We start from the raw sequence: 25598 nt of genomic DNA on the forward strand, positions 1-25598 counted from the left end.
AAAGGAGCGTGCACCCATGTCCGTCAGCCTGATTGTCGGCATATTTGAACAGGGCTTTATCTTCGCGCTGATGGCGCTCGGCGTATATATCACTTACCGTATCCTGGATTTCCCCGACCTGTCCGTCGACGGCACGTTCCCGCTCGGGGCGGCGATTACGGCGGCGCTCATCACACGGGGCATGGACCCCTGGCTGACGCTCCTGGTGGCCACGCTCGCGGGCGCGGCGGCCGGTGTGGTCACCGGGCTGATCCATGTGAAAATCGGCGTCAAAGACCTGCTGAGCGGCATTATCACCATGACCGGACTGTATTCGGTCAACCTGATGATCGCGGGTTCGCCCAACCTGCCGATTTTTAATTATGACAATATCTTCACCTCCGGCCTCGGCGGCGTGCTGGAAGGGATCGTGCCGGGCTTCGGTACGGTACTCCTCGCGCTGCTCCTTGCGGTGGCCTGCAAATACCTGATGGACTGGTACCTGGGTACGAAGTCCGGGCTGCTGCTGCGCGCGGTCGGCGACAACAAGCTGTTCGTCACCTATTTGGGACGCGACGAGGGCTTTGTCAAGATCGTCGGCCTTGCGATCGCGAACGCGCTTGCGGCGCTCTCCGGCGCGGTGCTGTGCCAGCAGCAGCGGGTGTTCGACATCTCCTCCGGCACGGGCACGATCGTCATGGGGCTTGCAATGGTCATTATCGGCACCAACCTGTTCCGGAGGAGCCGCCTGCGCCCGACCGCCATGGTGCTGATCGGCGCGATCCTGTACCGCGCGGTCATCGCCATCGTGCTGTTCCTCGGCATCAACCCGAACTTTATGAAGCTGGTCATGGCGCTGCTGCTTCTGCTGATTTTGGCCTATACGCACAGGAAGAAGGGGGGCGCGCGCCGTGCTTGAGCTGCAAAAGATCGTTAAAAACTACAATGCGGGCACGGTCAACGAGATGTGCCTGTTCGACGGGTTTGACCTGTCGATTGAAAAGGGCGAGTTTGTATCGGTGGTCGGCTCGAACGGCTCGGGCAAGACCTCCATGCTCAATATCATCTGCGGCTCCATCCCGGTGGACGGCGGCCGCATCCTGCTCGAGGGCAAGGACATTACCCGGCATACCGAGTACGCGCGCGCGAAATATATCGGCCGCGTATTCCAAAACCCGGCGGCAGGCACCTGCCCGTCGCTCACGATCTATGAAAACATGTCGCTCGCGGACAATAAGAGCGGCCTGTTTGGGCTGTCGCGCGGCGTGAACAAGCGCCGGTATGAGGCGTATCGCGAGCTGCTCGCCGGGATCGGGCTTGGGCTGGAGGACAAGATGGAGACCAAGGTCGGCGTGCTGTCCGGCGGGCAGCGGCAGGCCATGGCGCTCATTATGAGCACGCTGACGCCGATTGATTTCCTGATCCTCGACGAGCATACCGCGGCGCTCGACCCTAAGACAGCGGATACCATTATGCGGCTCACCGACAGGATCGTGCGGGAGAAGGGCGTGACCACGGTCATGGTCACGCACAACCTGCGCTATGCGGTCGAGTACGGCTCCCGCCTGGTCATGATGCATGAGGGGCGCGCGATCCTCGACAAGTCGGGCGAAGAAAAGAAGGGTACGACGGTCGATGAGATCTTGCAGCTTTTTACGGAAATCTCTATCGAATGCGGCAACTAAAACAGTGTGACGCCCCGGGGAAAGGATTCCCCGGGGCGTTTTTTTGTTGTAACCGGCGCGCGAGATACCGGACAGGCACCGCGGCATATACTGCTTAGGAAGGATATCGTTCATCATGCGTTAGGAGGAAAAGATGGCAAAAGTATTTATCGGCGTTGGGCACGGCGGGAAGGACAGCGGTGCGGTCGCAAACGGCCTTGTGGAGAAGGACCTTGCGCTGTCTATGGCGCTGTACTGCAAGGCGGAACTGGTACGCCACGGCGTCGGCGTCAAGATGAGCCGGGAGCGCGACGAGGACGACCGCCTGAGCGAGGAGATCCGTGAGTGCAACGCCTATAACCCCGATGTGGCGGTCGACGTGCATATCAATTCGGGCGGCGGCGACGGCTTTGAGGTTTTCCACTCGCGTTACGGCGGCGTTGGCAAAACGCTGGCGAAGAATATTGAGGAAGAGGTCAAGAAGATCGGCCAGAACAGCCGCGGCCTTAAAATCCGCGTCAATGACGAGGGGCGCGACTATTTCGGGTTTATCCGCGAGACCAAGTGCCCCGCGGTCATCCTGGAAGCGGGCTTTATTGACTCCGAGGACCGGAAGATTTTCGACGAGCCGGATGAGCAGCGGCGCTTCGGCGTGGCGTACGCCAAGGGGATCCTGCGCACGCTCGGCATTGCCTGGCGGCCGGATAACGACAGCACGGTACAGGCGGCGATTGACATCATCCGCAAGAAGGCCGGGCTGGAACAGCAGACGATCGACTATTTGCTGGCATACCGTTATGCGAAGGACCTTGTCATCAAGCTGGCCGCTGCGATGGAATAGACAAAAAGCCCGCAGGATGTTATACTGTTAGCACAGTAAACGGAAGGGATTCAAAAGATTATGAAGCTGGAATTATGCTGCCCGACGCTGTTTGGGCTGGAGGGCATCGTCGCAGACGAGCTGCGTTTCGAGGGGAAGCTCGACACGGTGCGCGCCGAAAATGGGCGCGTTTTTTTCTCGGGCGACGAGCGCACGCTCGCTTGGGCAAACCTTAACCTGCGCTGCGCGGAGCGCGTGCTGGTACACCTGGGTTCGTTCCCGGCGGCCAGCTTTGATATGCTCTTTGAGGGGGTGCGCGCACTGCCATGGGAGGACTTTATCCCGGTGGACGGCGCGTTCCCCGTCAAGGGGCACAGCTTGAATTCCGCGCTGCACTCCATCCCGGACTGCCAGCGTATTATCAAAAAGGCGGCCGTGCAGCGGCTGGCGCAGGCGTACGGCGCGGCCTGGTTTGAAGAGACCGGCGCGCGCTACCAGATCCAGTTTGCGATCATGAACGACCGCGCGGAGCTATATCTCGACACTTCGGGCGCGGGGCTCCATAAGCGGGGTTACCGTGCGAACGCCAACCTTGCGCCGCTGCGCGAGACGCTTGCCGCGGCCATGGTCAAGCTGGCGCGGTGGCGCGGGCGCGACGCCTTTTTGGACCCGTTCTGCGGCTCGGGCACCATCCCGATCGAGGCCGCCCTCATCGCAATGCGGCGCGCGCCCGGCTTGCTGCGCACGTTCGATGCGGAAAAGTGGACGTGTTTTGACGCGGGCATCTGGAAGGACGTGCGGGAGGAGGCGGTCGCGCGCATCCTGCCGGACACGGCCTTTGAAATAAACGGCAGCGACATCGACCCGGAAAACGTGCGCCTGTCCGTGGACAATGCGCGCAAGGCGGGCGTACTACAAACGGTCCGCTTCGACCAGGCGGACGCCACCCGCATAACATATGCCGGGCGGGAGGGCGTGCTGCTCGCAAACCCGCCGTACGGCGAGCGATTGCTGGACTTGCAGTCCGCGGAGCGGCTGTATGGGGCGTTTGGCCGCGCGTCCGCCGGTACGGCGCTGCGGCAGTATATCATCAGCTCCGACCCGGCGTTCGAGCGCTTTTACGGCCGCAAGGCGGATAAAAGGCGCAAGCTGTACAACGGCATGATCAAGTGCGACCTGTATATGTATTTTAAGCCTGACGGGGCGAAAAAGCAGCCGCAAGAGCCGGGTGCTAAGAAGTGAAAGCCGGCAGATACGCTGTAAAAGGGAGATTGCACGAGAATTTGAAAGCATTTGGGTGCTAATCTTTGGAATTCATAAAAAATTCATAAAATCCATGCTAAAATCTCCAAAAAATATCTTGCGTATTGAAGAGGTTTGATGTATTATAATAAGCGGATTAGCACTCCGGAACTATGAGTGCTAATCCGCTGATTACGTTAATTTATAATTTTAGGAGGAATAGAATCATGACACTCAAACCCCTTTCCGATCGCGTTGTGATCAAGATGCTCGAGGCAGAGGAGACCACTGCAAGCGGTATCATCCTTGCGGGTTCGGCCAAGGAAAAGCCGCAGGTCGCGGAAGTCGTAGCGGTAGGCCCCGGCGGTGTTGTGGACGGTAAGGAAGTCGTCATGCAGGTCAAGGCGGGCGACAAGGTCATTACCAGCAAGTATTCCGGCACCGAGGTCAAGGTTGACGGCGAAGAGTTTATTGTCGTAAAGCAGGGCGACATCCTGGCAATCGTCGAGTAAAGCCGGCTTCTGCTTGAGGGAGGCGGAATCCCTCATCCCGATCATCTTTATGTAAAATAGGAGGAAATAACCATTATGGCAAAGCAGATCATTTTTGGTGAAGACGCGCGCAAGGCTCTGGAGCGCGGTATTAATAAGCTGGCGGACACCGTCAAGGTCACGATCGGCCCGAAGGGGCGCAACGTCGTCCTCGATAAGAAGTTCGGCGCGCCGCTGATCACGAACGACGGCGTTACGATCGCGAAGGAAATTGAACTTGAGGACGCGTACGAGAATATGGGCGCGCAGCTCGTCAAGGAAGTCGCGACCAAGACCAACGACGTGGCCGGCGACGGCACAACCACCGCGACCCTGCTGGCGCAGGCGTTTGTCCGCGAGGGCCTGAAGAACATCGCGGCGGGCGCGAACCCGATGGTAATGCGCCGCGGCATGTCCAAGGCAGTCGACGCGGCGGTTGCTGCGATTGCGCAGAACTCCAAGAAGGTCAACGGCACGAACGACGTTGCCCGCGTCGGCGCGGTATCTTCCGGCAGCGACGAGATCGGCAAGCTGATCGCCGAGGCGATGGAGAAGGTTTCCACCGACGGCGTTATCACCGTGGAGGAGTCCAAGACCGCCGAGACCTATTCCGAGGTTGTCGAGGGCATGCAGTTCGACCGCGGCTATATCACCCCGTATATGGTTACCGATACCGACAAGATGGAAGCTGTCATGGACGACGCGCTGATCCTTGTTACCGATAAAAAGATTTCTAACATCCAGGAGCTGCTGCCGATTCTCGAGCAGATCGTAAAGTCCGGCCGCAAGCTGCTGCTGATCGCGGAGGACGTTGAGGGCGAGGCGCTGTCCACCCTGATCGTCAACCGCCTGCGCGGCACCTTCACCTGCGTGGCCGTCAAGGCGCCGGGCTTCGGTGACCGCCGCAAGGATATGCTGCGCGACATCGCCATCCTGACCGGCGGCACCGTGATCTCCGAAGAGATCGGTATCGACCTCAAGGACGCGACGATGGATATGCTGGGCACCGCGCGCCAGATCAAGGTCAACAAGGAGACCACGACGATCGTCGGCGGCGCGGGCGAGAAGTCTGCGATCGACGCACGCGTCAACGAGATCCGCGCGGCCATCGAGCGCACCACCTCTGATTTCGACCGTGAGAAGCTGCAGGAGCGCCTGGCCAAGCTGGCGGGCGGCGTTGCGGTCATCAAGGTCGGCGCGGCCACCGAGACCGAAATGAAGGAAATGAAGCTGCGCATCGAGGACGCGCTGAACGCGACCCGCGCCGCGGTGGAAGAAGGCATCGTCGCAGGCGGCGGCGTTGCATATGTCAACGCGATCGCAGAGGTCGAGAAGCTGGTCGACGCCGTAGAGGGCGACGAGAAGACCGGTGCACGCATCATCGCACGCGGCCTGGAAGAGCCGATGAAGCAGATCGCGGCAAACGCGGGCATCGACGGTTCCGTCGTTGTCGACAAGGTCAAGACCGCGTCCAAGGTCGGTTATGGCTTCGACGCTGCCACCGAGACCTATGGCGATATGATCGAAAACGGCATTGTAGACCCGACCAAGGTCAACCGCAGCGCGCTGCAGAACGCGGCTTCCGTCGCTTCCATGGTGCTCACCACCGAGTCCCTGGTTGCGGATAAGAAGGAGCCGGTGGCGCCGGTTGCCCCGGCGGCGCCGGACATGGGCGGCATGTATTAATATAGCAAAGCGAATTGGAAGTGCGGGGGCAGCGCCCCCGCACTTCTTTACAATGGGGAAAGCCCGGGCACCGCTGCGTGCCCGGGCTTTTTTGTTTGCGTCGATAAGAAAGTAATTTTTGTATAGAATGTGGGAACCTGGTGAAATGACAGGCCGATGATTCTGCCGTATAATGCATTCAAAGATAAAGAAAGCGGGAAATAAAACAAAAAAAGCCCGCTTTGTACTCTTAAAATAAAATAATTTGTGTATTATTATGGGAGGAATCAAGATGAAGGAAATCCATATTGGCCTCGTAGGTTCGGGCTGGATGGGGAAGGCGCATTCTTCCGCTTTGAAGGACGCGGAAATGCTGTTCGGGCCGGAGTACGGCGTGGCGGTATATGAGATCGTTGCGGACAGCAACGAGGCCGCCGCGAAAAGCGCGCAGGAGAAGATCGGCTTCAAGCGCATGTCGGGCGACTGGCATGACGTGGTCACCGACCCCGCCGTCGACCTCGTCGACATCGCGACACCGAACGCGTTCCATTACGAGGTCGCCAAGGCGGCGCTCGAGAACGGCAAGAACGTGTACTGTGAGAAGCCGCTGTCCCTGTCCGCCGCGCAGTCTGCCGAATTGGCGCGGCTTGCTAAGGAAAAGGGCGTTATCAACTACGTCGGCTATAACAACGTCATGAACCCCGCGAACGCTTACGTCAAGGAGCTGATCGAGTCGGGCGCGCTGGGCAAAATCATGCGCTTCGTCGGTTCCTACGATCAGGATCAGCTGCTCGACCCGAACCTGCCGCTCGCGTGGCGGCATAAGAAGGCGCTGGCGGGCGCGGGTGCGCTGGGCGACCTCGGCTGCCACCTGATGAGCATTTCGCAGTACCTGATGGGCGACATGAAAAGCGTTAACGCGCTGGCCGCCACCGTGTTCCCCAAGCGCCCCGTAGCCCCCGGCTCGGCTGAGATGGGCGATGTGGAAAACGAGGATATTATGCAGTTCATGGCGGAATACGAGAACGGCGCAATTGGCCAGATCGCTTGCTCGCGCGTCGCCACCGGCCGCAAGAACTATCTGATGTATGAAATCCAGGGCACCAAGGGCACCGTCCGCTATGATCTGGAACGCATGGGCGAGGTGCAGGTTTACTTTCAGGACGGCAACGAGCGCGACCGTGGCTTCCGCACCGTATTACTCAACCCGCTGATGAAAGGCTACAACGCCTTTCAGCCCGCCGGCGGCATCTCGATCGCGTACAACGACATGAAAATCCTCGAGGTGCACGAACTGTTCGCCGCGCTGACCAAGGGCGCGCCGTACACCTGCGACTTCGAGTTTGGCTATAAGATCGACCGCACCGTCGACGCTGTCCTGGCTTCCGCCGAAAAGCGCGCATGGGTGGACGTAAAGTAAGGGAGGAAGCATAAAATGGAAAACATCAAAGTAGGCATCGCGCCGGATTCCTGGGGCGTATGGTTCCCCGAGCATGAAAAGCAGACCCCGTGGTATCGCTGCATGGACGAAATGAAGGTCTCAGGCTATGACGGCGTGGAGCTTGGCCCCTGGGGCTATTTCCCGAACACGAACCCGATGCTGAAAAATGCGCTGGAGGCGCGCGGCCTGTCCCTCGTGGCGGGTACGGTCGGCGGCGACTTCCTTGACGACGCATCAATTGATGCGATGTGCGCGACGATCGACGACATTGCGGCGTTGCTAAAGGATTTCCCGGAGGCAAAGTACATCGTGCTGCTGCCCGCCATGTACACCGACTTGGAAACCGGGGTGCAGGTTTGCGACCCCAACCTGACCGGCGCGCAGTGGGCAATCTACTGCAAGAACGTGCAGCGCGCGGCTGACCGTGTCGCGTCCCACGGCCTGGTGGGCGCGTTCCATCCGCATGTGGACTGCCATGTACAGACCGAGACGCAGATCGAGCGCCTGATGGACGACACGGACGTCATGCTGTGCTTTGATACCGGCCACCATGTCTATGGCGGCGGCGAGCCGGTCTCGTTCTATCAAAAGCATGCGGACCGCATCCCGTACATCCATATCAAGGACTGCGACCTCGCGGTCAAGGCCAAGATGGACGCGGAACACTGGTCGTTTGCCAAAGCGGTTACGGAAGGCATTATGGTCGAGCCAGGCAAGGGCAGCATCGACTTCGCGGCTTTCCGTAAGGCGCTGGACGAGAAGGGCTACGACGGCTGGGTCGTCGTGGAGCAGGATCTGTTCCCGGTCAAGTCCTTCGACCTGCCGTTGCCGATCGCGCAGCGCGGCCGTGAGAACCTCCGCAAGGCCGGTTTCTAAAAAAATCGCATCGTGTGACGCCGCAGGGTGAAAGGCGTCTAGGCCGTCACATTTATCATCATGGCGGGCATGTACACGCCGCTTTCCCCGCTCGGCCTGCGGGAATAACAGAAAAAAAGACGCTTTGCATCGTGCAAAGCGTCTTTTTTGTGTTCAGAATTGCATGACGCGAAAGGCCGAGGGCGACATCTCGCTGCCCTTGCGGAAAGCGCGCGCGAAATGCGAGGCGCTGTTAAAGCCGCACGCTTCCGCGATCTGTTCCACCGACAGGCTGGTTGTGAGCAGCAGGCGCTTCGCCTGCCGCAGGCGGTACGCCAGCAGGTATTCGTGCGGTGTTCGCCCGGTGTAGCGGGCAAAGCTGCGGATAAAGTGGGAAGGGCTCATGCTGCATTGCGCCGCCAGGTCGCCGAGGGACAGGCTTTCCATAAAGTGTTCCCGGATAAAGGAAAGCGCGGGTTCCAGCGGCTGGCCGCCGGCCGCGTGCGTTTCCGGGGAGGCAAGACGGCTGAGGATTTGGCTGACGTGCAGCGAGATCAGGTGCTCGTTACTGGGCACGGTCTGCGCATAGGAGAAGACGAGGTCAAAGCATTGGCGCAGTTCCGGGATGGCGTCGCCCGCAAACACGGGGCCGGCCTGGGCGGCCAGGTAGTCTGCGTATTGGGCGCTGCTGTTGCCGTTAAAATGGAACCACAGGAATTCGGCGCTGTCCTGGCAGTAATATGCATGCGGCTTCCGGCAGTCGAGCAGGACGATCTGGCCGCGCGCGGCAACCGACGTCCGCCCATCCGTCTGCACGCACAGTGTCCCGGCGCACATATAGATAAGCAGGAACAGGCCGAGCGCATCGCGCTCGACGCGGTAGGCGGCGTCGCAATAAAAGTGGCCGAACTGCGGCACATAATAGAGCGCGTTTTGGGCGAAATCCGAGGGGAGCGTAAAATCCATATAAGAGGGCGCACATACGCCGGAATCGACAATTTCCATCAGATAGCCTCCCTTCCGGTGGGCGGACGCAAACCGGCCGCCGAACCTTACAGTACTTCCTATTGTAGGGAAGACGCGGCGCGCTGTCAATCACAGCCTGGGGAAATGGGCAGGACGGATTGTTTTTGCCATATTCGGGATAAAAATCTTGTAATATCTTGTCACACAGTGCTATACTATTGGCAGGAGGTCTAAAATATATGTACTATATTCGGCTTCATATCAATGGTGTTAACAAATATCTGTATAATTGGCGTACCGCCCTGTTCCTGCCGGACTATGCGCGCAGGTTTAAAAGCGAGGAGGCGGCGCGACGCTATATGTATGGCAAGCAGGTGGGCAAGGAGTGCACCTGGTGGGTTGTTGAGGAACCGGCGCCGAAGCGCTACTGCAATACATAATGGAAAGCATTTATCCTATGGGGTTGCAGGCAACCCTTTTTCATGGGGCGGAGGGGCCGGCGAGGGTCGCCCATAATTGTGATATTGCGTGAAACGGGCTGGGAAGCATCTGCTTCCCAGCCCGTTTTTGCTTATTTTACGGTTGCGAACAGGTCGTTCAGCGCTTCGCCCATGGTGGGGTGCGTGTAGATATTGTCGCGCAGCACCGTGTAGGGGATCTTGGCGTCGATCGCAAGTTTTAAGATATTGATGATTTCATGCGATTCTTCGCAGAAGAGGTGCGCGCCGAGGATTTGCCCGTTATCCGCGTTTATGACCGCCTTCAGCAGCCCGTCCGGCTTGCGCAGCACCTGCGCCTTGGGGATGGCGGCGGCGGGCAGGGTAGCGAGCCGGATGCGGTAGCCTTGCTCGCGCGCTTCCTTTTCGCTCAGGCCGACACGGGAAAACGGCGGGTCGAGGAATACGCTGTAGGGCACCGCGCCGCGGTTTTGGGTGGTGCGGGAACCGTCGCCCAGCAGCGCCGACTGCACGATCCGGAAGTCGTCCAGCGAGATATAGGTGAATTGCAGCCCGCCAACCACGTCGCCCATTGCATAGATGTGGGGGACGCTGGTGCGCAGGTGTTCGTCGGCCTGTACCGCGCCGTGCGGCGTGAGCGCCACGCCGGCCGCCTCAAGGTTCAGGCCGGATACGTTGGGGCGGCGGCCAGTTGCGACCAGTACCGCGTCCGCCTCGATCTCGCGCAGCGTATCGCCGGTGCGCACGGAAAGCACCGCGTGGGCGTCCCGGTCGGCAACCGACTCGGTTTTTGCGGAAAAGAGCACCTCCACGCCGCGCGCCCGCAGGCTTTCCAGCACGGCGGCTGCGATGTCCGCGTCCTCACGGGGCAGGAACACCGCGCCGTCCTGGATCACGGTCACCTGGGAGCCGAAGTTTGTATAGAAGGAGGCGAACTCCATCCCGATATAGCCGCCGCCGAGGATCACAAGGCGCTGCGGCAGTTCGGCAAGGGACAGCAGGGTTTCGCTTACGTAAACGTGCTTGCTTTCCTGCAGGCCGGGGATGGGCGGGATGAAGGCTTGCGCGCCGGTGTTGATGAAAACCGTATCGCCTTCCAGTATTTCGTCAATGCCCGCGCCCTTGACCGCGACGCGGTGCGCGTCCACAAAGGAGGCCGCGCCGGTCAGTACCGTGACATTCGGGTTGCCGTCCAGCTTGCCGAAGTTCTTCTGCCGCAGCATGCCGGTCAAGCGCTCCTTTTCCGCGACCGCATCGCGGTAGCGGGCGGCCTTCTCCGCAAAACCGCCGCCTTGCGCAGCGGAAAGTGCGGCACTGTGCACCAAAGACTTGGTTGGGATGCAGCCGGCATTGATGCAGGTGCCGCCATACATCCGGTCCGACCGTTCGATGATTGCGACCTGTTTGCCGGCGGCCGCGAGCGCGCCGCTGAGCGTTTTACCGCCCTTGCCAAACCCGATTACAATGGCGTCAAAGTGTTTCATAAGAACCCCGCTTCCTAAAATGTAATTATTTTAATATCAGTTATTATACTGTTATTATAAATGTTTCAGATTGCGTTGTCAAGGGGGATTTTGAAAATCCGGGCATAGAAAAACAGGCGCTGCAATTTGCAGCGCCTGTTTGTAAATGTTGCGGTGAACGGCCGAACGCCGGATATCAGGTATCCAGATAACGCTGAACGAGCTCCTGCATCAGTTCATCGCGGTCGATCTTGCGGATCAGGCTGCGGGCGTTATTGTGGTTCGTGATATAGGTGGGATCTTCGGAGAGAAGATATCCCACGATCTGATTGATCGGGTTATAGCCCTTCTCCTTCAAAGCGTCGTAAACCGTGATGAGCGTGCGCTTCATCTCCTTATCGGATTCATCCACCAGGTTGAATTTTCTGGTTCCGTCGAGCATGTAGGCTGCCCCCTTTCATCAAGTATTTGCCTCATGTATAGAATAATACAGATTGCAGAAAAAGTAAAGGGTTATCCGCGCAGTACCGCATGAAATTCTTTTTCCAAAGCGGCGATGGCGGCGTGCATGGCGGCGTCGCATTCCTCGTCCTTGAGCGTGCGGTCGGGCGCGCGCATGGAAAGGGAATAGGCGACCGATTTCTTGCCCTCGGGGATGCCCTGCCCCTTATACACGTCGAACAGCTTGACGTTTTCCAGGATCGCGCCCGCGGCCTTCTGGATGCAGGACTGCATGGCCGCGGCGGGCGCCGCGTCGTCCACCAGCACGGCGATGTCGCGGGTCGAAGCGGGGAACTTGGGCAGCGGGTGGTACAGGCGCACCGGATCGATGGCCGCAAACAGCGCGTCCATGCGGATTTCGGCCGCCAGGACCTCGCCCGACAGGCCGTAGGTCTTGCAAACGGTCGGGTGCACGGTGCCGAACACGCCCGCCTCCACGCCGCCGATGAGCACCTTGGCGCAGCGGCCGGGGTGGTAGGACGGGTTCGCCTTTTCCGGCGCAAACTGTACGTCCTTGATGTTCAGCTCACGGCAGACCGCTTCGACGACCCCCTTGAACTGGAAGAACGACAGGCGGCCATAGGAGCCGAGCGTCAGGATCTTTTCCTCGTGCGGCAGCACGTCGGGGTCGGCCTTGCCGTCCTTAACCGTGGGCATATAGACCGTGCCCAGCTCGAACAGGGATGCGGACGGGTTGCGGTGCGCGTGGTTGTGCGCCAGGTTATCCAGCATGGAGGGCAGCACGGTGGTGCGCATCACGCTGAAATCCTCGCCCAAGGGGTTTAAGATGGTGGTTGAAACGCGGCGCTTATCGTCCTGGGCCCAGCCGATCATGTCGTAGAACTTGGGGGAGATGAACGAGTGGCTCATGGACTCGTCGAATCCCGCCTCGCGGCAGATGAGCGAGACCGTGCGCTCGGCTTGCTGCTTCGGCGTGTATTCGCCCTGCACCATTTCGCCGGCGTACAGCGTGGTCGGGATCTTGTCGTAGCCGTACATCCGCGCGACTTCCTCCGCCAGGTCGCACATGCGTAGGATATCGGTGCGGAAGGACGGGATGACGACCTCGCCGCCCTCAACCCGGAACGCGAGCTTTTCCAGCAGGCGCTGCTGCGCGTCCGCGGGGAGCGCAAGGCCAAGCAGGGCGTTCATCTTATCCGGCTCGAAGGGCAGGCGCTTGGGGCTGGGGTCGGTCGCGTCCACGTCGATCACGCCGCCGACGACCTCGCCCGCGCCGAGCTGCTCGACCAGTTCGCACGCGCGGTTCACCGCGTCGAGCGTCATGCGCGGGTCCAGCCCCTTTTCAAAGCGGCCGGAGGCCTCGGTGCGCATGCCGAGCGCCTTGGCGGTCACGCGTACGGTCGCGCCGTGGAAGCAGGCGGATTCGAATACGACGGTTTTGGTGTCGTCCTCGATCTCGCTGTTCGCGCCGCCCATCACGCCCGCGACGGCGACCGGTTTGTCGTTATCGCAGATGGCGAGCATCTTGCCGGTCAGGTCGTGATCCACGCCGTCCAGCGTCTGGATGGACTCGCCGTTTTTCGCGCGGCGCACGACGATCTTGCCGTCCGACAGGCACGCATAGTCGAACGCGTGCATGGGCTGGCCGTATTCCAGCATCACGTAGTTCGTGATATCGACGATGTTGTTGATCGGGCGCACGCCGCAGGCATGCAGGCGCTCGCGCATCCACGCGGGCGACGGCTCGATCTTGATGTTTTTGACCAGGCGCGCGGTATAGCGCGGGCACAGGTCGGGATCCTTGACCTCGACCGACATATACTTGCCGATCTCGTCGCCCGCGCCCGTAACGGCGGGCGTTTTGACGGAAAACGGGCGGTCGAACGTCGCGGCGGTCTCCCGGGCGAGGCCGATGGCCGAAAGGCAGTCCGGACGGTTGGAGGTGATCTCAAAATCGGCCACATAGTCGTCCAGCCCGAGCACCTTTTTGATATCCTCGCCGACGGGCGTGCCCGCGGGCAGGAACAGGATGCCGTTTTCGCACGCGTAGGGCACGCAGCCGTGCGTCAGCCCCAGCTCCTGGAAGGAGCACATCATGCCGTTCGACGGCACGCCGCGCAGCTTGCCCTTGGTGATCTTGACGCCGCCCGGCAGCGTCGATTTATGCAGGCACACCGGGCAGATTTCGCCGACGGACGCGTCCGTTACGTTGGGCGCGCCGGTGACGATCTGGACAGGCTCTTCCTTGCCCACGTCCAGTTGGCAGATTTTCAGGTGGTCGGAATCCGGATGGTCGGCGACAGACAGGATTTTGCCCGTCACGACGTTTTCAATCTCCGCGCCGAGGTAGTAGACCTCCTCGACCTTGGAGCCGGACATGGTCATTTTCGCGTCATATTCCTTGGGCGTGACGCCCGCCATATCGGTATAATCCGAAAGCCAGGAAAGTGGCAGTTTCATAACATATTACTCCTTTTAAGGATATTCGCGCCCTAACGTGCGCCTTCCCGCGCCGCAGCGCGTTGAAATAGGAAATCGCAAGCGGCGCGAAGCGCAGGTTCGATTTCCATAAAAACCCGCGACATGCGCGTGGGTTTTTATTCAAACCGGCTTCAAGTGTGCCCGGAGGGCGCGCGCAGAAGCCGGAATCCTCGATTGGAAGCGCGGTTCCAATCGAAATTATTTAAAACTGGTGCAGGAACCGCACGTCGTTTTCATAAAACAGGCGGATATCGTCGATCTTGAAGCGCCCCATGACCATGCGCTCCAGGCCGATGCCGAACGCGTAGCCCGAGTATTCCTCCGGGTCGATGCCGCTCATCTCGAGCACCTTGGGGTGCACCATGCCGCAGCCCAGGATCTCGATCCAGCCCTCGCCCTTACAGAGCGGGCAGCCCTCGCCATGGCAGCGGTAGCACTGGATATCCATCTCCGCCGAAGGCTCGGTGAACGGGAAGTGGTGCGGGCGGAAGCGGACGACCGTGTCCTCGCCGTACAGCTTCTTGGCGAACAGCTCAAGGATGCCCTTGAGGTCGGACATGCGGATGCCCTTATCGACCACAAGCCCCTCGATCTGGTGGAACAGCGGCGAGTGCGTCGCGTCCACCGCGTCCGAGCGGTAGACCCGGCCGGGCGCGATGATGCGGATCGGTGGCTTTTTCTTTTCCATCACGCGCACCTGCATACCCGAGGTCTGCGTGCGCAGCACGACATTGTCCGAAATATAGAAGGTATCCTGCGTGTCGCGCGCCGGGTGATCCTTCGGGATGTTGAGCGCCTCGAAGTTGTAGTGGTCAAGCTCGACCTCCGGGCCTTCCGCAATCGAGAAACCCAGGCCGAGGAAGATTTCCTTAAACTCGTCGAGCACGATGTTCAGCGGGTGCTTTTTGCCGATGACGACCTCTTCGCCCGGCAGGGTCACGTCGATGGTCTCGCTCTCCAGCTTGTGCCGCAGGGCGGCCTGCTCGATGACCTGCTTCTGCCCCTCGATAATGGTCTCGATCTCGGCGCGCACGTCGTTGATGAGCTGGCCGACGGCCGGACGCTCTTCCGCGGCGACGTCCTTCATGCCCTTGAGCAGGGCGGTCAGCTCGCCCTTTTTGCCGAGGAACTTGACGCGCGCATCGTCCAGCGCGCGCGCATCGGCAGCGTTTGCGAGCTGCTCCTTGGCGTTCTGCAAAATGCCTTGCAGTTTGTCCTTCATGGTGATTCTCCTTCTATCAAAATATGGTCGTTTGGGTACGAAAAAAGCCTTTCGCCCCCATAGTAATAGGGACGAAAGGCATAAAGGCACTTCCGTGGTACCACCCTGATTCCCGGAACCGTGCCGGGCGCTCATTGGCCGCCGGTAACGTGGCGCTACTCCGCCGGCGCCTACTGAAGTAAGGTTCAGCGCCGGTGCTCACAGGGGAACTTCATCCTGCGCTCCTTGGGGCGGCTTCCAGCCAGCGGCCGCCATTCTCTGTGCAAAGAGGGGACAGGACTACTTTCCCTGCTCATCGCAGGTATACGGTATAAAACAATACTTATTTATATACCACATTATTCACCGCTTTGCAAGGGCTTTGGCGAAAATACCGCTAAGTATTGTACTGGCGGATCATCTTTTGGGGGTGCGTGCCCGTAAAATGGTTGTACAGCGCCGGCAGGAGCACGACGAGCAGGACGGCGCAGAGGGCTGCGCCGGCAAAGGCCGCGGCCATCTGCGCGCGGGTATCGTCCGGCTTGCGGATGCGGATGTATACCACTTCCGCGACGTAGGAGAGGAGCACAACGGGGAGGGTCAAAAACAGGGTTTTGGCCAAGCCGAGGGGGAGCAGCGTCAAATGGAGGATGAGGGACAGCAGCGCCGCGCAAGGCAGGTTGATGGCGAGCAGGAACGGGACGGCGGGACGGAGCGGCAGCCGCATGATATAACGCACGAACAGCCGGGGCGCCAGCAGTACCGCCGCCGCAAAAACGGCGTAAACCCATGGGGCTTGCGATAAGTCCGGTATGGATGCCTTGCCGGACTCCCAGTCGTACAGGACGCGCAACTCGGTGCGCCCGTTTGTCCGGATCGCCGGCGTCACGCGCACTTCCCCGTCGCTGGTTACGAGGATGATGCGGAACGCTTCCGGCATCCCGGTGTCATATCCGGAAAAATAATGATCGTTCGCCGGTTCGCCGTTTTGCAGCACCTGGTAATCTGCGGCGGTGAGCTGGCCGTTGAAGTCATCTTTGCCGCTGTAGAAATACGTGGCATACCAGCCCTCCTGTTCATAGGAGCGCAACAGCGCTATCATATCCTCACGATAAGTGATATCGCTTCCGTAAGGGTCGCCGTGCGTCGGCAAATCGGGCGCCTCGTGGTTGCGGAGCAGCAGGTCAAGATAGTATTCCTGTCCGGGGGGATTTGTAACATGGATGGATATCGACGGGGAACGGAGGGCTGCGGCTGGCTGCGCCAGCACGGCCAGCAGGGGGAGGACGATCCAGAGCCGGGAAAGGCGCTTTGCGACAAATTTCATCAGGAATCCCTCCTTTTCTTAAGGATAACAGATATTGGAAAACAAAGCAATCATTTTGAGAAAGAAAACTTGACAAAACGGGCAGAATAGATTATACTTTATGAACGAATTACATGGTACCATAGCCAAGCGGTAAGGCGTGGGACTGCAACTCCCTGATCCCCAGTTCGATTCTGGGTGGTACCTCCAATCCCTTCCATGAATATCGCAGATGCAATGAAAAAGAGGAGTAGCCTGTAGGGCTGGCCATTAGAGAAAAGGCGGTTGGTGCAAGCCTTGGGGCCGGGCAGGTGAAGGTCGCTTTGGAGCAAAAAGCGGGAAAGGCGCGCAGCCTGGTAACGCTTTTCGGTACGCCCCGTTACAGGCGGTGAAGTGCGCGGGTTCCCCGCGAATTTAGGTGGTACCACGGAAGCTGAACGGTTTTCGTCCTATTGTGGACGAAGGCCGTTTTTTTATTGCCATAGGGAAATTAAAAGCCATAAGGAGAGATAGAATTGACGAACGAATTACCAAAGGTCTACGACCCGAAGGCGTCCGAAGAAAAGCTCTATCAGTTTTGGGAAAAGAGCGGTTTTTTCCACGCTGAGGTAAACCCGGACAAGAAGCCGTTTACCATCGTCATCCCGCCCCCGAACGTCACAGGACAGCTGCACATGGGGCATGCCTTTGACGAAACGCTGCAGGATATCCTGATCCGCACCAAACGGATGCAGGGCTACGAGGCGCTTTGGATGCCCGGCACCGACCATGCGGGCATCGCGACACAGATCAAGGTGGAAGAGACCCTGCGCAAGGAAGAGGGCAAGACCCGTTACGACCTGGGGCGCGAAAAATTCCTCGAGCGCGTATGGGAGTGGAAGGAAAAGTTCGGCAGCCGCATTATCGAGCAGCTCAAGAAGCTCGGCTCCTCCTGCGACTGGGAGCGCGAGCGCTTCACCATGGACGAGGGCTGTTCCAAGGCCGTGCGCGAGGTGTTTGTAAACCTCTACCACAAGGGCCTGATCTACAAGGGCAACCGTATCATCAACTGGTGCCCGCACTGCGCGACCGCGCTGTCCGACGCAGAGGTCGAATACGAAACCCAGCCCGGCCACCTGTGGCACATCCGCTACCCGCTGGCGGACGGCTCCGGCGAGCTTGTGGTCGCGACCACGCGCCCGGAGACGTTTATGGGCGATACCGGCGTCGCGGTCAACCCGAATGACGAGCGGTACCGGCACCTGATTGGGAAAACCTGCATCCTGCCGGTCATGAACCGCGAAATCCCGATTTTCGCGGATGAATATGTCGATATGGAGTTTGGCACCGGCTGTGTAAAGGTTACGCCTTGCCACGACCCGAACGACTTTGAGATGGGCCAGCGCCACAACCTGGAGCAGATCCTCGTCTTCAACGAGGACGCAACCGTCAACGAAAACGGCGGCAAGTACCAGGGCATGGACCGTTACGAATGCCGCAAGGCCGTCATCCGCGACCTGGAAGAAGGCGGCTACCTCGTCAAGACCGAGGAGCACGAGCACAATGTCGGCACCTGCTACCGCTGCGGGACGACGGTCGAGCCGATGACCTCGGCGCAGTGGTTCGTCAAGATGGCGCCGCTTGCAAAGCCCGCCATGAAGGTCGTCACCGACGGCGAGACCAAGTTCGTGCCCGACCGTTTCTCCAAGACCTACCTGCACTGGATGGAGAATGTGCACGACTGGTGCATCTCCCGCCAGCTCTGGTGGGGCCACCGCATCCCGGCGTTTTATTGCGAAGATTGCGGCGAGATGGTGGTCTCCAAGGAAGACGTGCATGTCTGCCCGAAGTGCGGCTCGAAAAACGTCCGGCAGGAAGAGGACGTGCTGGATACCTGGTTCTCGTCCGCCCTGTGGCCGTTTTCGACCCTCGGCTGGCCGGAAAAGACCAAGGAACTGGAATACTTCTACCCCACGAGCGTGCTCGTCACGGGCTATGACATTATTTTCTTCTGGGTTGCGCGCATGATCTTCTCGGGCGTCGAGCACATGGGCGAAACGCCGTTCGACACGGTCTATATCCATGGCCTGGTGCGCGACGCGCAGGGGCGCAAGATGTCCAAGTCCCTCGGCAACGGCATCGACCCGCTGGAGATTATCGACCAGTACGGCGCGGACGCGCTGCGCTTCACGCTGGCGACCGGCAACAGCCCCGGGAACGACATGCGTTTTTCCAACGAGCGCGTGGAGGCAAGCCGCAACTTCTGCAACAAGATCTGGAACGCGTCGCGCTTTATCCAGATGAACCTGACGATCGGCAAGGCCGAGCTGCCGGAAACCCTGGCGCTTGAGGACAAGTGGATCGTGTCGAAGTTCAACACCCTGGTGCAGGAAGTCACGGCGAATATCGATAAGTACGAGCTTGGCCTCGCCGCGACCAAGCTGAACGACTTTATCTGGGATAATTTCTGCGACTGGTATATCGAGATTGCCAAGACGCGCATCCAGGGCAAGGACGAGGATGTACAGAAGGTGCTGTGCTACGTGCTTTCCGGCGCGATGCAGCTCCTGCACCCGTTCATGCCGTTCATCACCGAGACCATCTGGCAGGCGTTGCCGCATGAGGGCGAAAGCATCATGGTCTCGAAGTGGCCGGAATACGATGAAGCGCTGCACTTCGCCGCAGAGGAAGCGCAGATGGAGACCCTGATGGACGCGGTCCGCGCCATCCGCAACCGCCGCGCGGAGATGAACGTCCCGCCGTCCAAGAAGGCCAAGGTCATCGTGCTTTCCGGGCAGCAGGACACCTTCGCGGCGGGCAGCGTGTTCTTTGCCAAACTGGCCTATGCCTCGGAAATCGAGATCGTGCCAGAAGCGCCGGCAGACGCGGCCAAGATGGTTTCGGTGGTCACGGAGGACGCGCAGCTCTATATGCCGATGAACGAGCTGATCGACTTTGAAAAGGAGCGCGCCCGCCTGGCCAAGGAGAAGGAAAAGGCGGAGGGCGACCTGGCGTTCGTGCTTAAGAAGCTGGACAACCCGGGCTTTGTCGCGAAGGCGCCGGAAAAGGTTGTAAACGTAGAGCGTGAAAAGGCGGAGAAGGCGCGCGAGCTGATCGCAAAGCTGGAAGCTTCGCTGGCCGCACTCGGCTGAACCATATTAACAAAATAGCGCATGGACGCCCCGAAGCAGCCGCTTTGGGGCGTCTGTGCGAAACCATGTAAAAGAGGGGATCGACATGGAGCCACAGCAATACATCCACAGCCTGGGGCGTTTTTCCGGCACGCCCGGCCTGCACCGTATCCGCGCGCTGTGCGGGGCGCTCGGCGACCCGCAGAAGCGCCTGAAGTTTGTCCATATCGCCGGCACGAACGGCAAGGGGAGCACGGCGGCGATGACGGCGGGGATCATGCAGTGCGCGGGCTACCGCACCGGCCTGTTCACCTCGCCCTACCTGATGGTTTTCAACGAACGCATCCGTGTGGACGGGCAGATGATCCCGGACGCCGACCTTGCGCGGCTGACGGCGCGGGTGGCGCGCGCGGCGGAGGGGCTGGCGCTCCCGNTTCGCTTGACCATACCGCCGTACTGGGCGATACGGTGGAGGAGATCGCGCGCACCAAGGCGGGCATCATCAAGCCCGGGACGGCCGTCGTGTGCGCGCCGGAACAGCCGGTCGGGGCGCTGCGCGAGATCGGCGCGGCCTGCTACCGCCAGGGGGTGTCGCTGCACATGCCGGGCGGCGCGGAAATCCTGTCCGCCGGGCTGGACGGCACGGACTTCCGGTACTACGGCCGCGAGTACCATCTTGCGCTGGTAGGGCGGCACCAGGTGCAGAATGCGCTGGCCGTGCTGCACAGCCTGATCGGCCTGCGCGGCGCGGGCTTTGCCATTGACGACGACGCCATCCGCCGCGGGCTTGCGCAGGTGCGTTTCCCAGGCCGCCTGGAGCGGGTCGGCGCGCGCCCGGACGTGCTGCTCGACGGCGCGCACAACCCTGGCGGGGTGGACGCGCTGTGCCGCGCGGTGGACGAGTTCCTTGCAGGGCGGCGACTGTTTGTGGTGCTCGGCATGGTGGCGGATAAGGCGGCCAAGCCCTGCGTGCACGAAATCGCGCGCCGCGCCGCCGCGGTCTTTGCCGTCGCGCCGGACAGCGAGCGGGCGCTCCCGTCCGCAGAACTGGCCGCCCTGGCGGCGCTGGACTGCGCGGCGGTACACGACTGCGGCACGGCCGCGGCGGCGATCCCCGCCGCGCTGCAGGCCGCCGCGCCGGACGATTGCGTGCTGGTCTGCGGCTCTCTCTATCTTGTCGGCGAAGCGGAAAAAATCTTTGCCGCGCGACAAAAAACAGCAGAATAGCAATGGAATAAACTGTAAAATAAACCTGTAACACCTGTTGCAGGTTTATTTTTTTGCATATTTTTGTGAGGTGGAAGCATGAAAATCACACATCAGCGCACGGGCGATACGCTGGTCATCGCAGTCGCGGACGAGCTCGGGCATCACGAGGCGCGGGAGATCATCGACTATATGGGCACGGTGCTGGCGCTTTATCCGGCGGGGCCGGTTGTGCTCGACCTGTCGGCGCTTAAATTTATGGACAGTTCCGGGCTGGCGGTGGTGCTGAACCTGCACCGCGCGCTTTTGCGCGCCGGGCGCAGCCTGTGCGTGCGCGGCACGCCGCCGCAGGCCATGCGCGTTTTCCAGGCGGCGAACCTGCCGCATATCGTGACATTTGAAATGGGGGAATAAGCCATGCAGAACGTACAAAACATGATGAGCATCAAATTTGAAAGCCGCTCGGTCAACGAGGGCTTCGCCCGGCAGACCGTCGCCGCCTTCGTTGCGCAGCTCGACCCGACGATCGACGAATTGAACGATATCAAGACCGCGGTCAGCGAGGCGGTGACCAACAGCATCGTACACGCCTATGCGGACAAGCTGGGCTACATAACCGTATCCGTCAAGCTCTTTGAGGGCGGCCGCGTAGAAATCAAGGTCAAGGACACGGGCTGCGGCATCCCCGACGTCGCGAAGGCGCGCGAGCCGATGTTTACGACCGGCGACGACACGCGCAGCGGCATGGGCTTTACCATCATGGAAAGCTTTATGGACAAGCTGCGGGTGCGCTCTTCCGCGGGGCGCGGCACCGTGGTGACGATGGCTAAATCGCTTGCATTACGCGCCGGAGGGCGGTAAGCATGGTTGCGGAGGATGTGGGCGCGCTGATCCATGCGGCGCAGGCAGGCGACCAGCAAGCCATGACGCAGCTGATTGAGGACAACAACGGCCTGATCTGGAGCATTGCGCGCCGCTTTTTCGGGCGCGGCGTGGAACCGGACGACCTGTACCAGCTCGCCAGCCTGGGGTTTATCAAGGCCGTCAGGGGGTTTGACTGCGGCTTCGGCACCGCCTTTTCCACCTATGCGGTGCCGAAGATTGCGGGGGAAATCCGCCGGTTCCTGCGGGACGACGGGCCGGTCAAGGTCAGCCGGTCGGTCAAGGACCTTGGCACGCGGCTGCGGCGGCTGCAGAGCGAGCTGGAGAACGAATACGGCAGGGAGATCACGATCGGCGAACTGGCGGACAAGGCGGGCGTCCCCGTCGAAGAGGCGGCCATGTGCGAACAGGCGCTGCAGGCGACCGATTCGCTCGAGCGGCAGCTTTCCGAGGACGGCGCGTCCCTGGGCGAGCTGCTCGGCGACAGCGGCATGGAGGACGCGATCGCAACGCGGCTCAGCCTGCGCCAGGCGCTTTCCGAGCTGCCGGACAGGGAGCAGCAGGTCATCGCGCTGCGCTTCGGGCGCTCCATGACGCAGACTCAGACGGCGCGGGTGCTCGGCGTGTCGCAGGTGCAGGTTTCGCGCATTGAGCGCAAGGCGGTCGAGCATCTGCGGGAAGCCATCCTGTAGCGTGAATTGACGGGGGCGGCGCGCCGTGGTACACTGGGGCAAAGGCGGTGGATGGGCATGGCAAGCTATCATTTGGGCATTATCGAACGGTTTGACCCAAAAACCTTGGAATATGAAGAATATACGCCGGAAAAATATGGCTGTATTGCGGTGACGGACGACGCGCTCGAGCCGGCCTTATTGCAGCTCGGGCAGTTGCCTACCTTCTGGCATACGGGCGCGCGCCCGGCCGTGGGGTTTGCGATTACTGGGATCACCCTGCTGCCGCCCGGCTCGGTGCCCGCATTCCGCCGCGCGCTGGAAAACGCCGGGGATCCCGCGCTCCGTGCGGCCATCGATAAGGCGCGGGAGGCGGGACGCCAGCAAAAATACATGATCCTGTATGGCCTGTAAAGGATTGCAAGCAAACAAACGTGCGGGCATTGCTTGTCTTATGCGGAAAAATATGATATACTACAGACGTACGTTACCGCATTTGGAAGAGGATCATACATATGGAACCGACGAAATTTGACGTAAAATATGCCGCCGTGCGCCGCGCGGTCATTGAGCAGGCCTTCCAGTCCCTCAACGACCGGCAGCGCGAGGCGGTTTTTCACACGGAAGGGCCGCTCCTCGTGCTTGCGGGTGCGGGCAGCGGCAAAACCACGGTGCTGATCCAGCGAATCATCAATATCCTGCGCTTTGGGCGCGGCTATCAGGATGAATTCGCCACGCCCGGCGCAACGGAAGACGATCTCGCGTTCCTCACGGCCTACCTGGTCGACCCGCAGGAGGGGAACCGGGCGCGCGCGGAGCGGCTGTGCGCCGTTTTCCCGGCCAAGCCGTGGGAGGTCATCGCGATCACGTTTACGAATAAAGCCGCGCGCGAGCTGCAGGAGCGCCTGACCCGCGCGGTCGGCGAGCAGGACGCCGGGGCAATCTGGGCGCACACCTTCCATACGGCCTGCCTGCGCATCCTGCGCCGCGATATCGGGCGGCTGGGGTACGACAGCAATTTTACAATTTACGATACCGACGACCAGAAGCGCGTGCTGACCGATATCATCCGCCGGCTCGAGCTGGATGAAAAGGTGTTTGACCAGAAGCAGGTTGCGAACATCATCAGCCGCGCGAAGGACAGCCTGCAGACGTCCGTACAGTACGCCGCGCAGGTTGGGAACGACTTTTTCAAGGGCAAGGTCGCGGAGGTTTATACCCTCTATGAAAAGGAGCTGCGCGTCGCCAACGCCCTGGACTTCGACGATATCATCATGAAGACCGTCAAGCTGCTCCGCGAGAACGAGGACGTGCTCGAGTATTATCAAAACAAGTTCCGCTATGTGCTGGTGGACGAGTACCAGGACACAAACCACGCGCAGTATGTCCTGACGGCGCTGCTGGCCGGCGGGCATGAAAACATCTGCGTGGTCGGCGATGACGACCAGAGCATTTACAAATTCCGCGGCGCGACGATCACCAATATCCTGGAGTTTGAAAAGCAGTACAAAAACGCGCAGACCATCCGCCTGGAGCAGAACTACCGCTCGACGGGCACCATCCTGAACGCCGCGAACGAGCTGATCCGCAACAACGCCCGGCGCAAGGGCAAGGAGCTGTGGACGCAGGCCGACGACGGCGCGAAGATCAAGCTGCACCGCTCGGACACGCAGGAGGGCGAGGCGGCGTACATTGCGGAATGTATCCTCGACGGCGTGTCCAAGGGGCAGAAATGGAGCGATTTTGCAATCCTTTACCGCAATAACGTGCTTTCCAACAATATTGAGGGCGCGTTCCGCCGCAACTCCATCCCATACCGCATTTACAAGGGGCGCGACTTCTTCAGCCGCGCGGAAATCCGCGATATGTTCGCGTACCTCTGGGTGCTGGAAAACCCGTCGGACACCCTGCGCCTGAAGCGCATCATCAACGTCCCCGCGCGCAAGATCGGCGACCGCTCGGTCGAGATTGCCGAGCAGCTTTCGGCGGAGACCGGCAAGGACTTATATGAGATTGTCCGCCATGCGTCGGAATACCCGGCGCTGTCGCGCGGCGCGTCGGCCATGGAGAAGTTCGGCAGGCTGATGGACGAGCTGCGCCAGATGCGCGAGTACCTGCCGCTGAACGAGCTGTACGACGAGATGCTCTCGCGCACCGGGTATATGGACGCGCTGACCGCAAAGGCGGACATGGAATCCCGCTCCCGCGCGGAAAACATCATGGAACTCAAGTCCAATATCGTCGACTACGAGGAAAAGGCGGAAGAGCCTTCGCTCGGCGGCTTCCTGGAGGAGATGGCGCTCTATACCGACGCCGACCATACGGCGGAGGACGAAGACGCGGTGCTCATGATGACGATGCACAGCGCCAAGGGGCTGGAGTTCCCGACCGTGTTCCTGGCCGGGCTGGAAGACGGGATTTTCCCCTCCTTCCGCTCGAGCGAAAGTGAGGACGACCTGGAGGAGGAGCGCCGGCTGTGCTATGTCGCGGTGACGCGCGCCAAGCAGCAGCTTTACATCACCTGCGCGGAGCGCCGCATGATGTACGGCCAGACGCGCTACTCCAAGCCCTCCCGGTTCATCCAGGAGATCCCCGAGCACTTTATGGATTCCAATGTGACCGGGCGGCAGATGCGCGCCGCGGCAGAGCGCGAGGAGAGCGCGGCGGGCGCCAAGGGCACCGCGTTCCGCTCGAACGATACCTACCGCACGGCAGTGCTGCAAAAGAGCGCGGCCGCGGCAAAGGCCGTCCCGTCGCTCAAGATCGGCGACCGGGTACAGCATAAGGCCTTCGGCGAGGGCATGGTGACCGGCGTCAAACCGATGGGCGGCGACCAGCTGCTTGAAATCGCGTTCCCCAAGGGGACCAAGCGCCTGATGGCCAAGACCGCAATGCAGTTCATGCAGCGGCTAAGCTGACGGGTTAAAATGAGACGGAAGCCCCGTCCTGCAAAGCGCGGGACGGGGCTTTTTTGTTTGGGAGGGCTGATATGAAATTGTTACATACCGCCGACTGGCACCTCGGACTGTCGCTCGGCGGGATATCCCTGCTGGAAGAGCAGCGGCATTGGGCCGAGGAACTGACGCAGATGGCAAAGGCCGAGCGGGTGGACGCGGTGCTCGTTGCAGGCGATATTTTTGACCGCGCGGTCGCGTCCGCCGAGGCGATCGCGCTCTACGACGAGGCCGTGACCCGG

At 60.5% G+C, this 25598-nt stretch carries 23 protein-coding genes, 1 tRNA gene and 2 other annotated features; of the genes, 18 read left to right on the forward strand and 6 right to left on the reverse strand.

Going from position 1 to position 25598, the window contains the following annotated elements:
* Window positions 1-16 precede the first annotated feature (16 nt).
* The 8 genes from CZ203_RS08560 (at window position 17) to CZ203_RS08595 (ending at window position 8217) form a co-directional block, all read left to right on the forward strand.
* On the forward strand, window positions 17-898 hold the full coding sequence (locus CZ203_RS08560) for an ABC transporter permease (RefSeq protein WP_087065695.1): 882 nt from the start codon (window positions 17-19) through the stop codon (window positions 896-898).
* A complete protein-coding gene (locus CZ203_RS08565; protein WP_087065696.1) occupies window positions 891-1664 on the forward strand; it encodes an ABC transporter ATP-binding protein in 774 nt (257 codons plus the stop codon). Before CZ203_RS08560 ends, CZ203_RS08565 begins: the two co-directional genes overlap by 8 nt.
* 133 nt (window positions 1665-1797) lie before the next feature.
* Complete coding sequence (locus CZ203_RS08570; protein WP_087065697.1) at window positions 1798-2484, forward strand: N-acetylmuramoyl-L-alanine amidase; 687 nt, start codon at window positions 1798-1800, stop codon at window positions 2482-2484.
* A 60-nt stretch (window positions 2485-2544) separates the two neighbouring features.
* Entirely contained in the window at window positions 2545-3705 is a 1161-nt protein-coding gene (locus tag CZ203_RS08575; protein ID WP_087065698.1) for a THUMP domain-containing class I SAM-dependent RNA methyltransferase, read from the forward strand.
* Between the two features lie 227 nt (window positions 3706-3932).
* Window positions 3933-4217 (forward strand): co-chaperone GroES, encoded by a 285-nt coding sequence (locus tag CZ203_RS08580; RefSeq protein WP_087065699.1) that lies wholly within the window; start codon window positions 3933-3935, stop codon window positions 4215-4217.
* A 75-nt stretch (window positions 4218-4292) separates the two neighbouring features.
* A complete protein-coding gene (groL, locus tag CZ203_RS08585; RefSeq protein ID WP_087065700.1) occupies window positions 4293-5921 on the forward strand; it encodes a chaperonin GroEL in 1629 nt (542 codons plus the stop codon).
* A 271-nt stretch (window positions 5922-6192) separates the two neighbouring features.
* Complete coding sequence (locus CZ203_RS08590) at window positions 6193-7320, forward strand: Gfo/Idh/MocA family protein (protein WP_087065701.1); 1128 nt, start codon at window positions 6193-6195, stop codon at window positions 7318-7320.
* Between the two features lie 15 nt (window positions 7321-7335).
* Window positions 7336-8217 (forward strand): sugar phosphate isomerase/epimerase family protein, encoded by an 882-nt coding sequence (locus CZ203_RS08595; protein WP_087065702.1) that lies wholly within the window; start codon window positions 7336-7338, stop codon window positions 8215-8217.
* A 153-nt stretch (window positions 8218-8370) separates the two neighbouring features.
* Here CZ203_RS08595 and CZ203_RS08600 read toward each other — a convergent pair whose 3' ends face one another.
* Complete coding sequence (locus CZ203_RS08600; RefSeq protein WP_087065703.1) at window positions 8371-9201, reverse strand: AraC family transcriptional regulator; 831 nt, start codon at window positions 9199-9201, stop codon at window positions 8371-8373.
* Window positions 9202-9401: 200 nt separating this feature from the next.
* On the opposite strand from CZ203_RS08600, the gene CZ203_RS08605 reads away from it, so the two are divergent.
* Window positions 9402-9602, forward strand: coding sequence for a hypothetical protein (locus CZ203_RS08605; RefSeq protein WP_087065704.1), 201 nt, complete (start codon window positions 9402-9404; stop codon window positions 9600-9602).
* A 131-nt stretch (window positions 9603-9733) separates the two neighbouring features.
* Here CZ203_RS08605 and CZ203_RS08610 read toward each other — a convergent pair whose 3' ends face one another.
* From CZ203_RS08610 to CZ203_RS08630, 5 genes are all read right to left on the reverse strand, one after another.
* Window positions 9734-11104 (reverse strand): FAD-dependent oxidoreductase, encoded by a 1371-nt coding sequence (locus CZ203_RS08610; protein ID WP_087065705.1) that lies wholly within the window; start codon window positions 11102-11104, stop codon window positions 9734-9736.
* A 175-nt stretch (window positions 11105-11279) separates the two neighbouring features.
* A complete protein-coding gene (locus CZ203_RS08615; RefSeq protein WP_087065706.1) occupies window positions 11280-11525 on the reverse strand; it encodes an IreB family regulatory phosphoprotein in 246 nt (81 codons plus the stop codon).
* Window positions 11526-11596: 71 nt separating this feature from the next.
* Entirely contained in the window at window positions 11597-14005 is a 2409-nt protein-coding gene (pheT, locus tag CZ203_RS08620) for a phenylalanine--tRNA ligase subunit beta (protein WP_087065707.1), read from the reverse strand.
* Between the two features lie 223 nt (window positions 14006-14228).
* Window positions 14229-15248 (reverse strand): phenylalanine--tRNA ligase subunit alpha, encoded by a 1020-nt coding sequence (pheS, locus tag CZ203_RS08625; RefSeq protein WP_087065708.1) that lies wholly within the window; start codon window positions 15246-15248, stop codon window positions 14229-14231.
* 64 nt (window positions 15249-15312) lie between these two features.
* Window positions 15313-15553, reverse strand: a binding site (T-box leader).
* A 71-nt stretch (window positions 15554-15624) separates the two neighbouring features.
* The gene (locus CZ203_RS08630; RefSeq protein ID WP_087065709.1) at window positions 15625-16554 is read right to left on the reverse strand and encodes a hypothetical protein; all 930 of its coding nucleotides are present in this window, start codon (window positions 16552-16554) and stop codon (window positions 15625-15627) included.
* Window positions 16555-16669: 115 nt separating this feature from the next.
* Between CZ203_RS08630 and CZ203_RS08635 the strand changes: the two genes are divergently transcribed.
* From CZ203_RS08635 to CZ203_RS08675, 9 genes are all read left to right on the forward strand, one after another.
* Window positions 16670-16743, forward strand: a tRNA-Cys gene (locus tag CZ203_RS08635).
* 18 nt (window positions 16744-16761) lie between these two features.
* Window positions 16762-16988, forward strand: a binding site (T-box leader).
* Window positions 16989-17048: 60 nt separating this feature from the next.
* Entirely contained in the window at window positions 17049-19664 is a 2616-nt protein-coding gene (locus CZ203_RS08640) for a valine--tRNA ligase (protein WP_087065710.1), read from the forward strand.
* A gap of 447 nt (window positions 19665-20111) precedes the next feature.
* Window positions 20112-20870, forward strand: coding sequence for a glutamate ligase domain-containing protein (locus CZ203_RS14720; RefSeq protein ID WP_159456437.1), 759 nt, complete (start codon window positions 20112-20114; stop codon window positions 20868-20870).
* Window positions 20871-20948: 78 nt separating this feature from the next.
* A complete protein-coding gene (locus CZ203_RS08650) occupies window positions 20949-21263 on the forward strand; it encodes an STAS domain-containing protein (RefSeq protein ID WP_087065712.1) in 315 nt (104 codons plus the stop codon).
* Window positions 21264-21266: 3 nt separating this feature from the next.
* The gene (gene spoIIAB, locus CZ203_RS08655) at window positions 21267-21710 is read left to right on the forward strand and encodes an anti-sigma F factor (RefSeq protein WP_087065713.1); all 444 of its coding nucleotides are present in this window, start codon (window positions 21267-21269) and stop codon (window positions 21708-21710) included.
* Between the two features lie 2 nt (window positions 21711-21712).
* The gene (locus CZ203_RS08660) at window positions 21713-22423 is read left to right on the forward strand and encodes a sigma-70 family RNA polymerase sigma factor (protein ID WP_087065714.1); all 711 of its coding nucleotides are present in this window, start codon (window positions 21713-21715) and stop codon (window positions 22421-22423) included.
* A 57-nt stretch (window positions 22424-22480) separates the two neighbouring features.
* Window positions 22481-22816 (forward strand): hypothetical protein, encoded by a 336-nt coding sequence (locus tag CZ203_RS08665; RefSeq protein WP_087065715.1) that lies wholly within the window; start codon window positions 22481-22483, stop codon window positions 22814-22816.
* 101 nt (window positions 22817-22917) lie between these two features.
* Window positions 22918-25320 (forward strand): ATP-dependent helicase, encoded by a 2403-nt coding sequence (locus tag CZ203_RS08670; RefSeq protein ID WP_087065716.1) that lies wholly within the window; start codon window positions 22918-22920, stop codon window positions 25318-25320.
* A 71-nt stretch (window positions 25321-25391) separates the two neighbouring features.
* On the forward strand, window positions 25392-25598 hold a 207-nt coding region (locus tag CZ203_RS08675), incomplete at its 3' end, for a metallophosphoesterase family protein (protein WP_200809462.1).

The sequence above is a fragment of the Intestinibacillus massiliensis genome (assembly GCF_900155735.1).
Lineage (GTDB): Bacteria > Bacillota > Clostridia > Oscillospirales > Butyricicoccaceae > Intestinibacillus > Intestinibacillus massiliensis.

What these genes read in the sequence shown, in the direction of transcription:
- CZ203_RS08560 (WP_087065695.1), top strand. Translation starts at nt 17, where the DNA reads ATGTCCGTCAGCCTGATTGTCGGCATATTTGAACAGGGCTTTATCTTC.
- CZ203_RS08570 (WP_087065697.1), top strand. Translation starts at nt 1,798, where the DNA reads ATGGCAAAAGTATTTATCGGCGTTGGGCACGGCGGGAAGGACAGCGGT.
- CZ203_RS08575 (WP_087065698.1), top strand. Translation starts at nt 2,545, where the DNA reads ATGAAGCTGGAATTATGCTGCCCGACGCTGTTTGGGCTGGAGGGCATC.
- CZ203_RS08580 (WP_087065699.1), top strand. Translation starts at nt 3,933, where the DNA reads ATGACACTCAAACCCCTTTCCGATCGCGTTGTGATCAAGATGCTCGAG.
- groL (WP_087065700.1), top strand. Translation starts at nt 4,293, where the DNA reads ATGGCAAAGCAGATCATTTTTGGTGAAGACGCGCGCAAGGCTCTGGAG.
- CZ203_RS08590 (WP_087065701.1), top strand. Translation starts at nt 6,193, where the DNA reads ATGAAGGAAATCCATATTGGCCTCGTAGGTTCGGGCTGGATGGGGAAG.
- CZ203_RS08595 (WP_087065702.1), top strand. Translation starts at nt 7,336, where the DNA reads ATGGAAAACATCAAAGTAGGCATCGCGCCGGATTCCTGGGGCGTATGG.
- CZ203_RS08600 (WP_087065703.1), bottom strand. Translation starts at nt 9,201, where the DNA reads ATGGAAATTGTCGATTCCGGCGTATGTGCGCCCTCTTATATGGATTTT.
- CZ203_RS08605 (WP_087065704.1), top strand. Translation starts at nt 9,402, where the DNA reads ATGTACTATATTCGGCTTCATATCAATGGTGTTAACAAATATCTGTAT.
- CZ203_RS08610 (WP_087065705.1), bottom strand. Translation starts at nt 11,104, where the DNA reads ATGAAACACTTTGACGCCATTGTAATCGGGTTTGGCAAGGGCGGTAAA.
- CZ203_RS08615 (WP_087065706.1), bottom strand. Translation starts at nt 11,525, where the DNA reads ATGCTCGACGGAACCAGAAAATTCAACCTGGTGGATGAATCCGATAAG.
- pheT (WP_087065707.1), bottom strand. Translation starts at nt 14,005, where the DNA reads ATGAAACTGCCACTTTCCTGGCTTTCGGATTATACCGATATGGCGGGC.
- pheS (WP_087065708.1), bottom strand. Translation starts at nt 15,248, where the DNA reads ATGAAGGACAAACTGCAAGGCATTTTGCAGAACGCCAAGGAGCAGCTC.
- CZ203_RS08630 (WP_087065709.1), bottom strand. Translation starts at nt 16,554, where the DNA reads ATGAAATTTGTCGCAAAGCGCCTTTCCCGGCTCTGGATCGTCCTCCCC.
- CZ203_RS08650 (WP_087065712.1), top strand. Translation starts at nt 20,949, where the DNA reads ATGAAAATCACACATCAGCGCACGGGCGATACGCTGGTCATCGCAGTC.
- spoIIAB (WP_087065713.1), top strand. Translation starts at nt 21,267, where the DNA reads ATGCAGAACGTACAAAACATGATGAGCATCAAATTTGAAAGCCGCTCG.
- CZ203_RS08660 (WP_087065714.1), top strand. Translation starts at nt 21,713, where the DNA reads ATGGTTGCGGAGGATGTGGGCGCGCTGATCCATGCGGCGCAGGCAGGC.
- CZ203_RS08665 (WP_087065715.1), top strand. Translation starts at nt 22,481, where the DNA reads ATGGCAAGCTATCATTTGGGCATTATCGAACGGTTTGACCCAAAAACC.
- CZ203_RS08670 (WP_087065716.1), top strand. Translation starts at nt 22,918, where the DNA reads ATGGAACCGACGAAATTTGACGTAAAATATGCCGCCGTGCGCCGCGCG.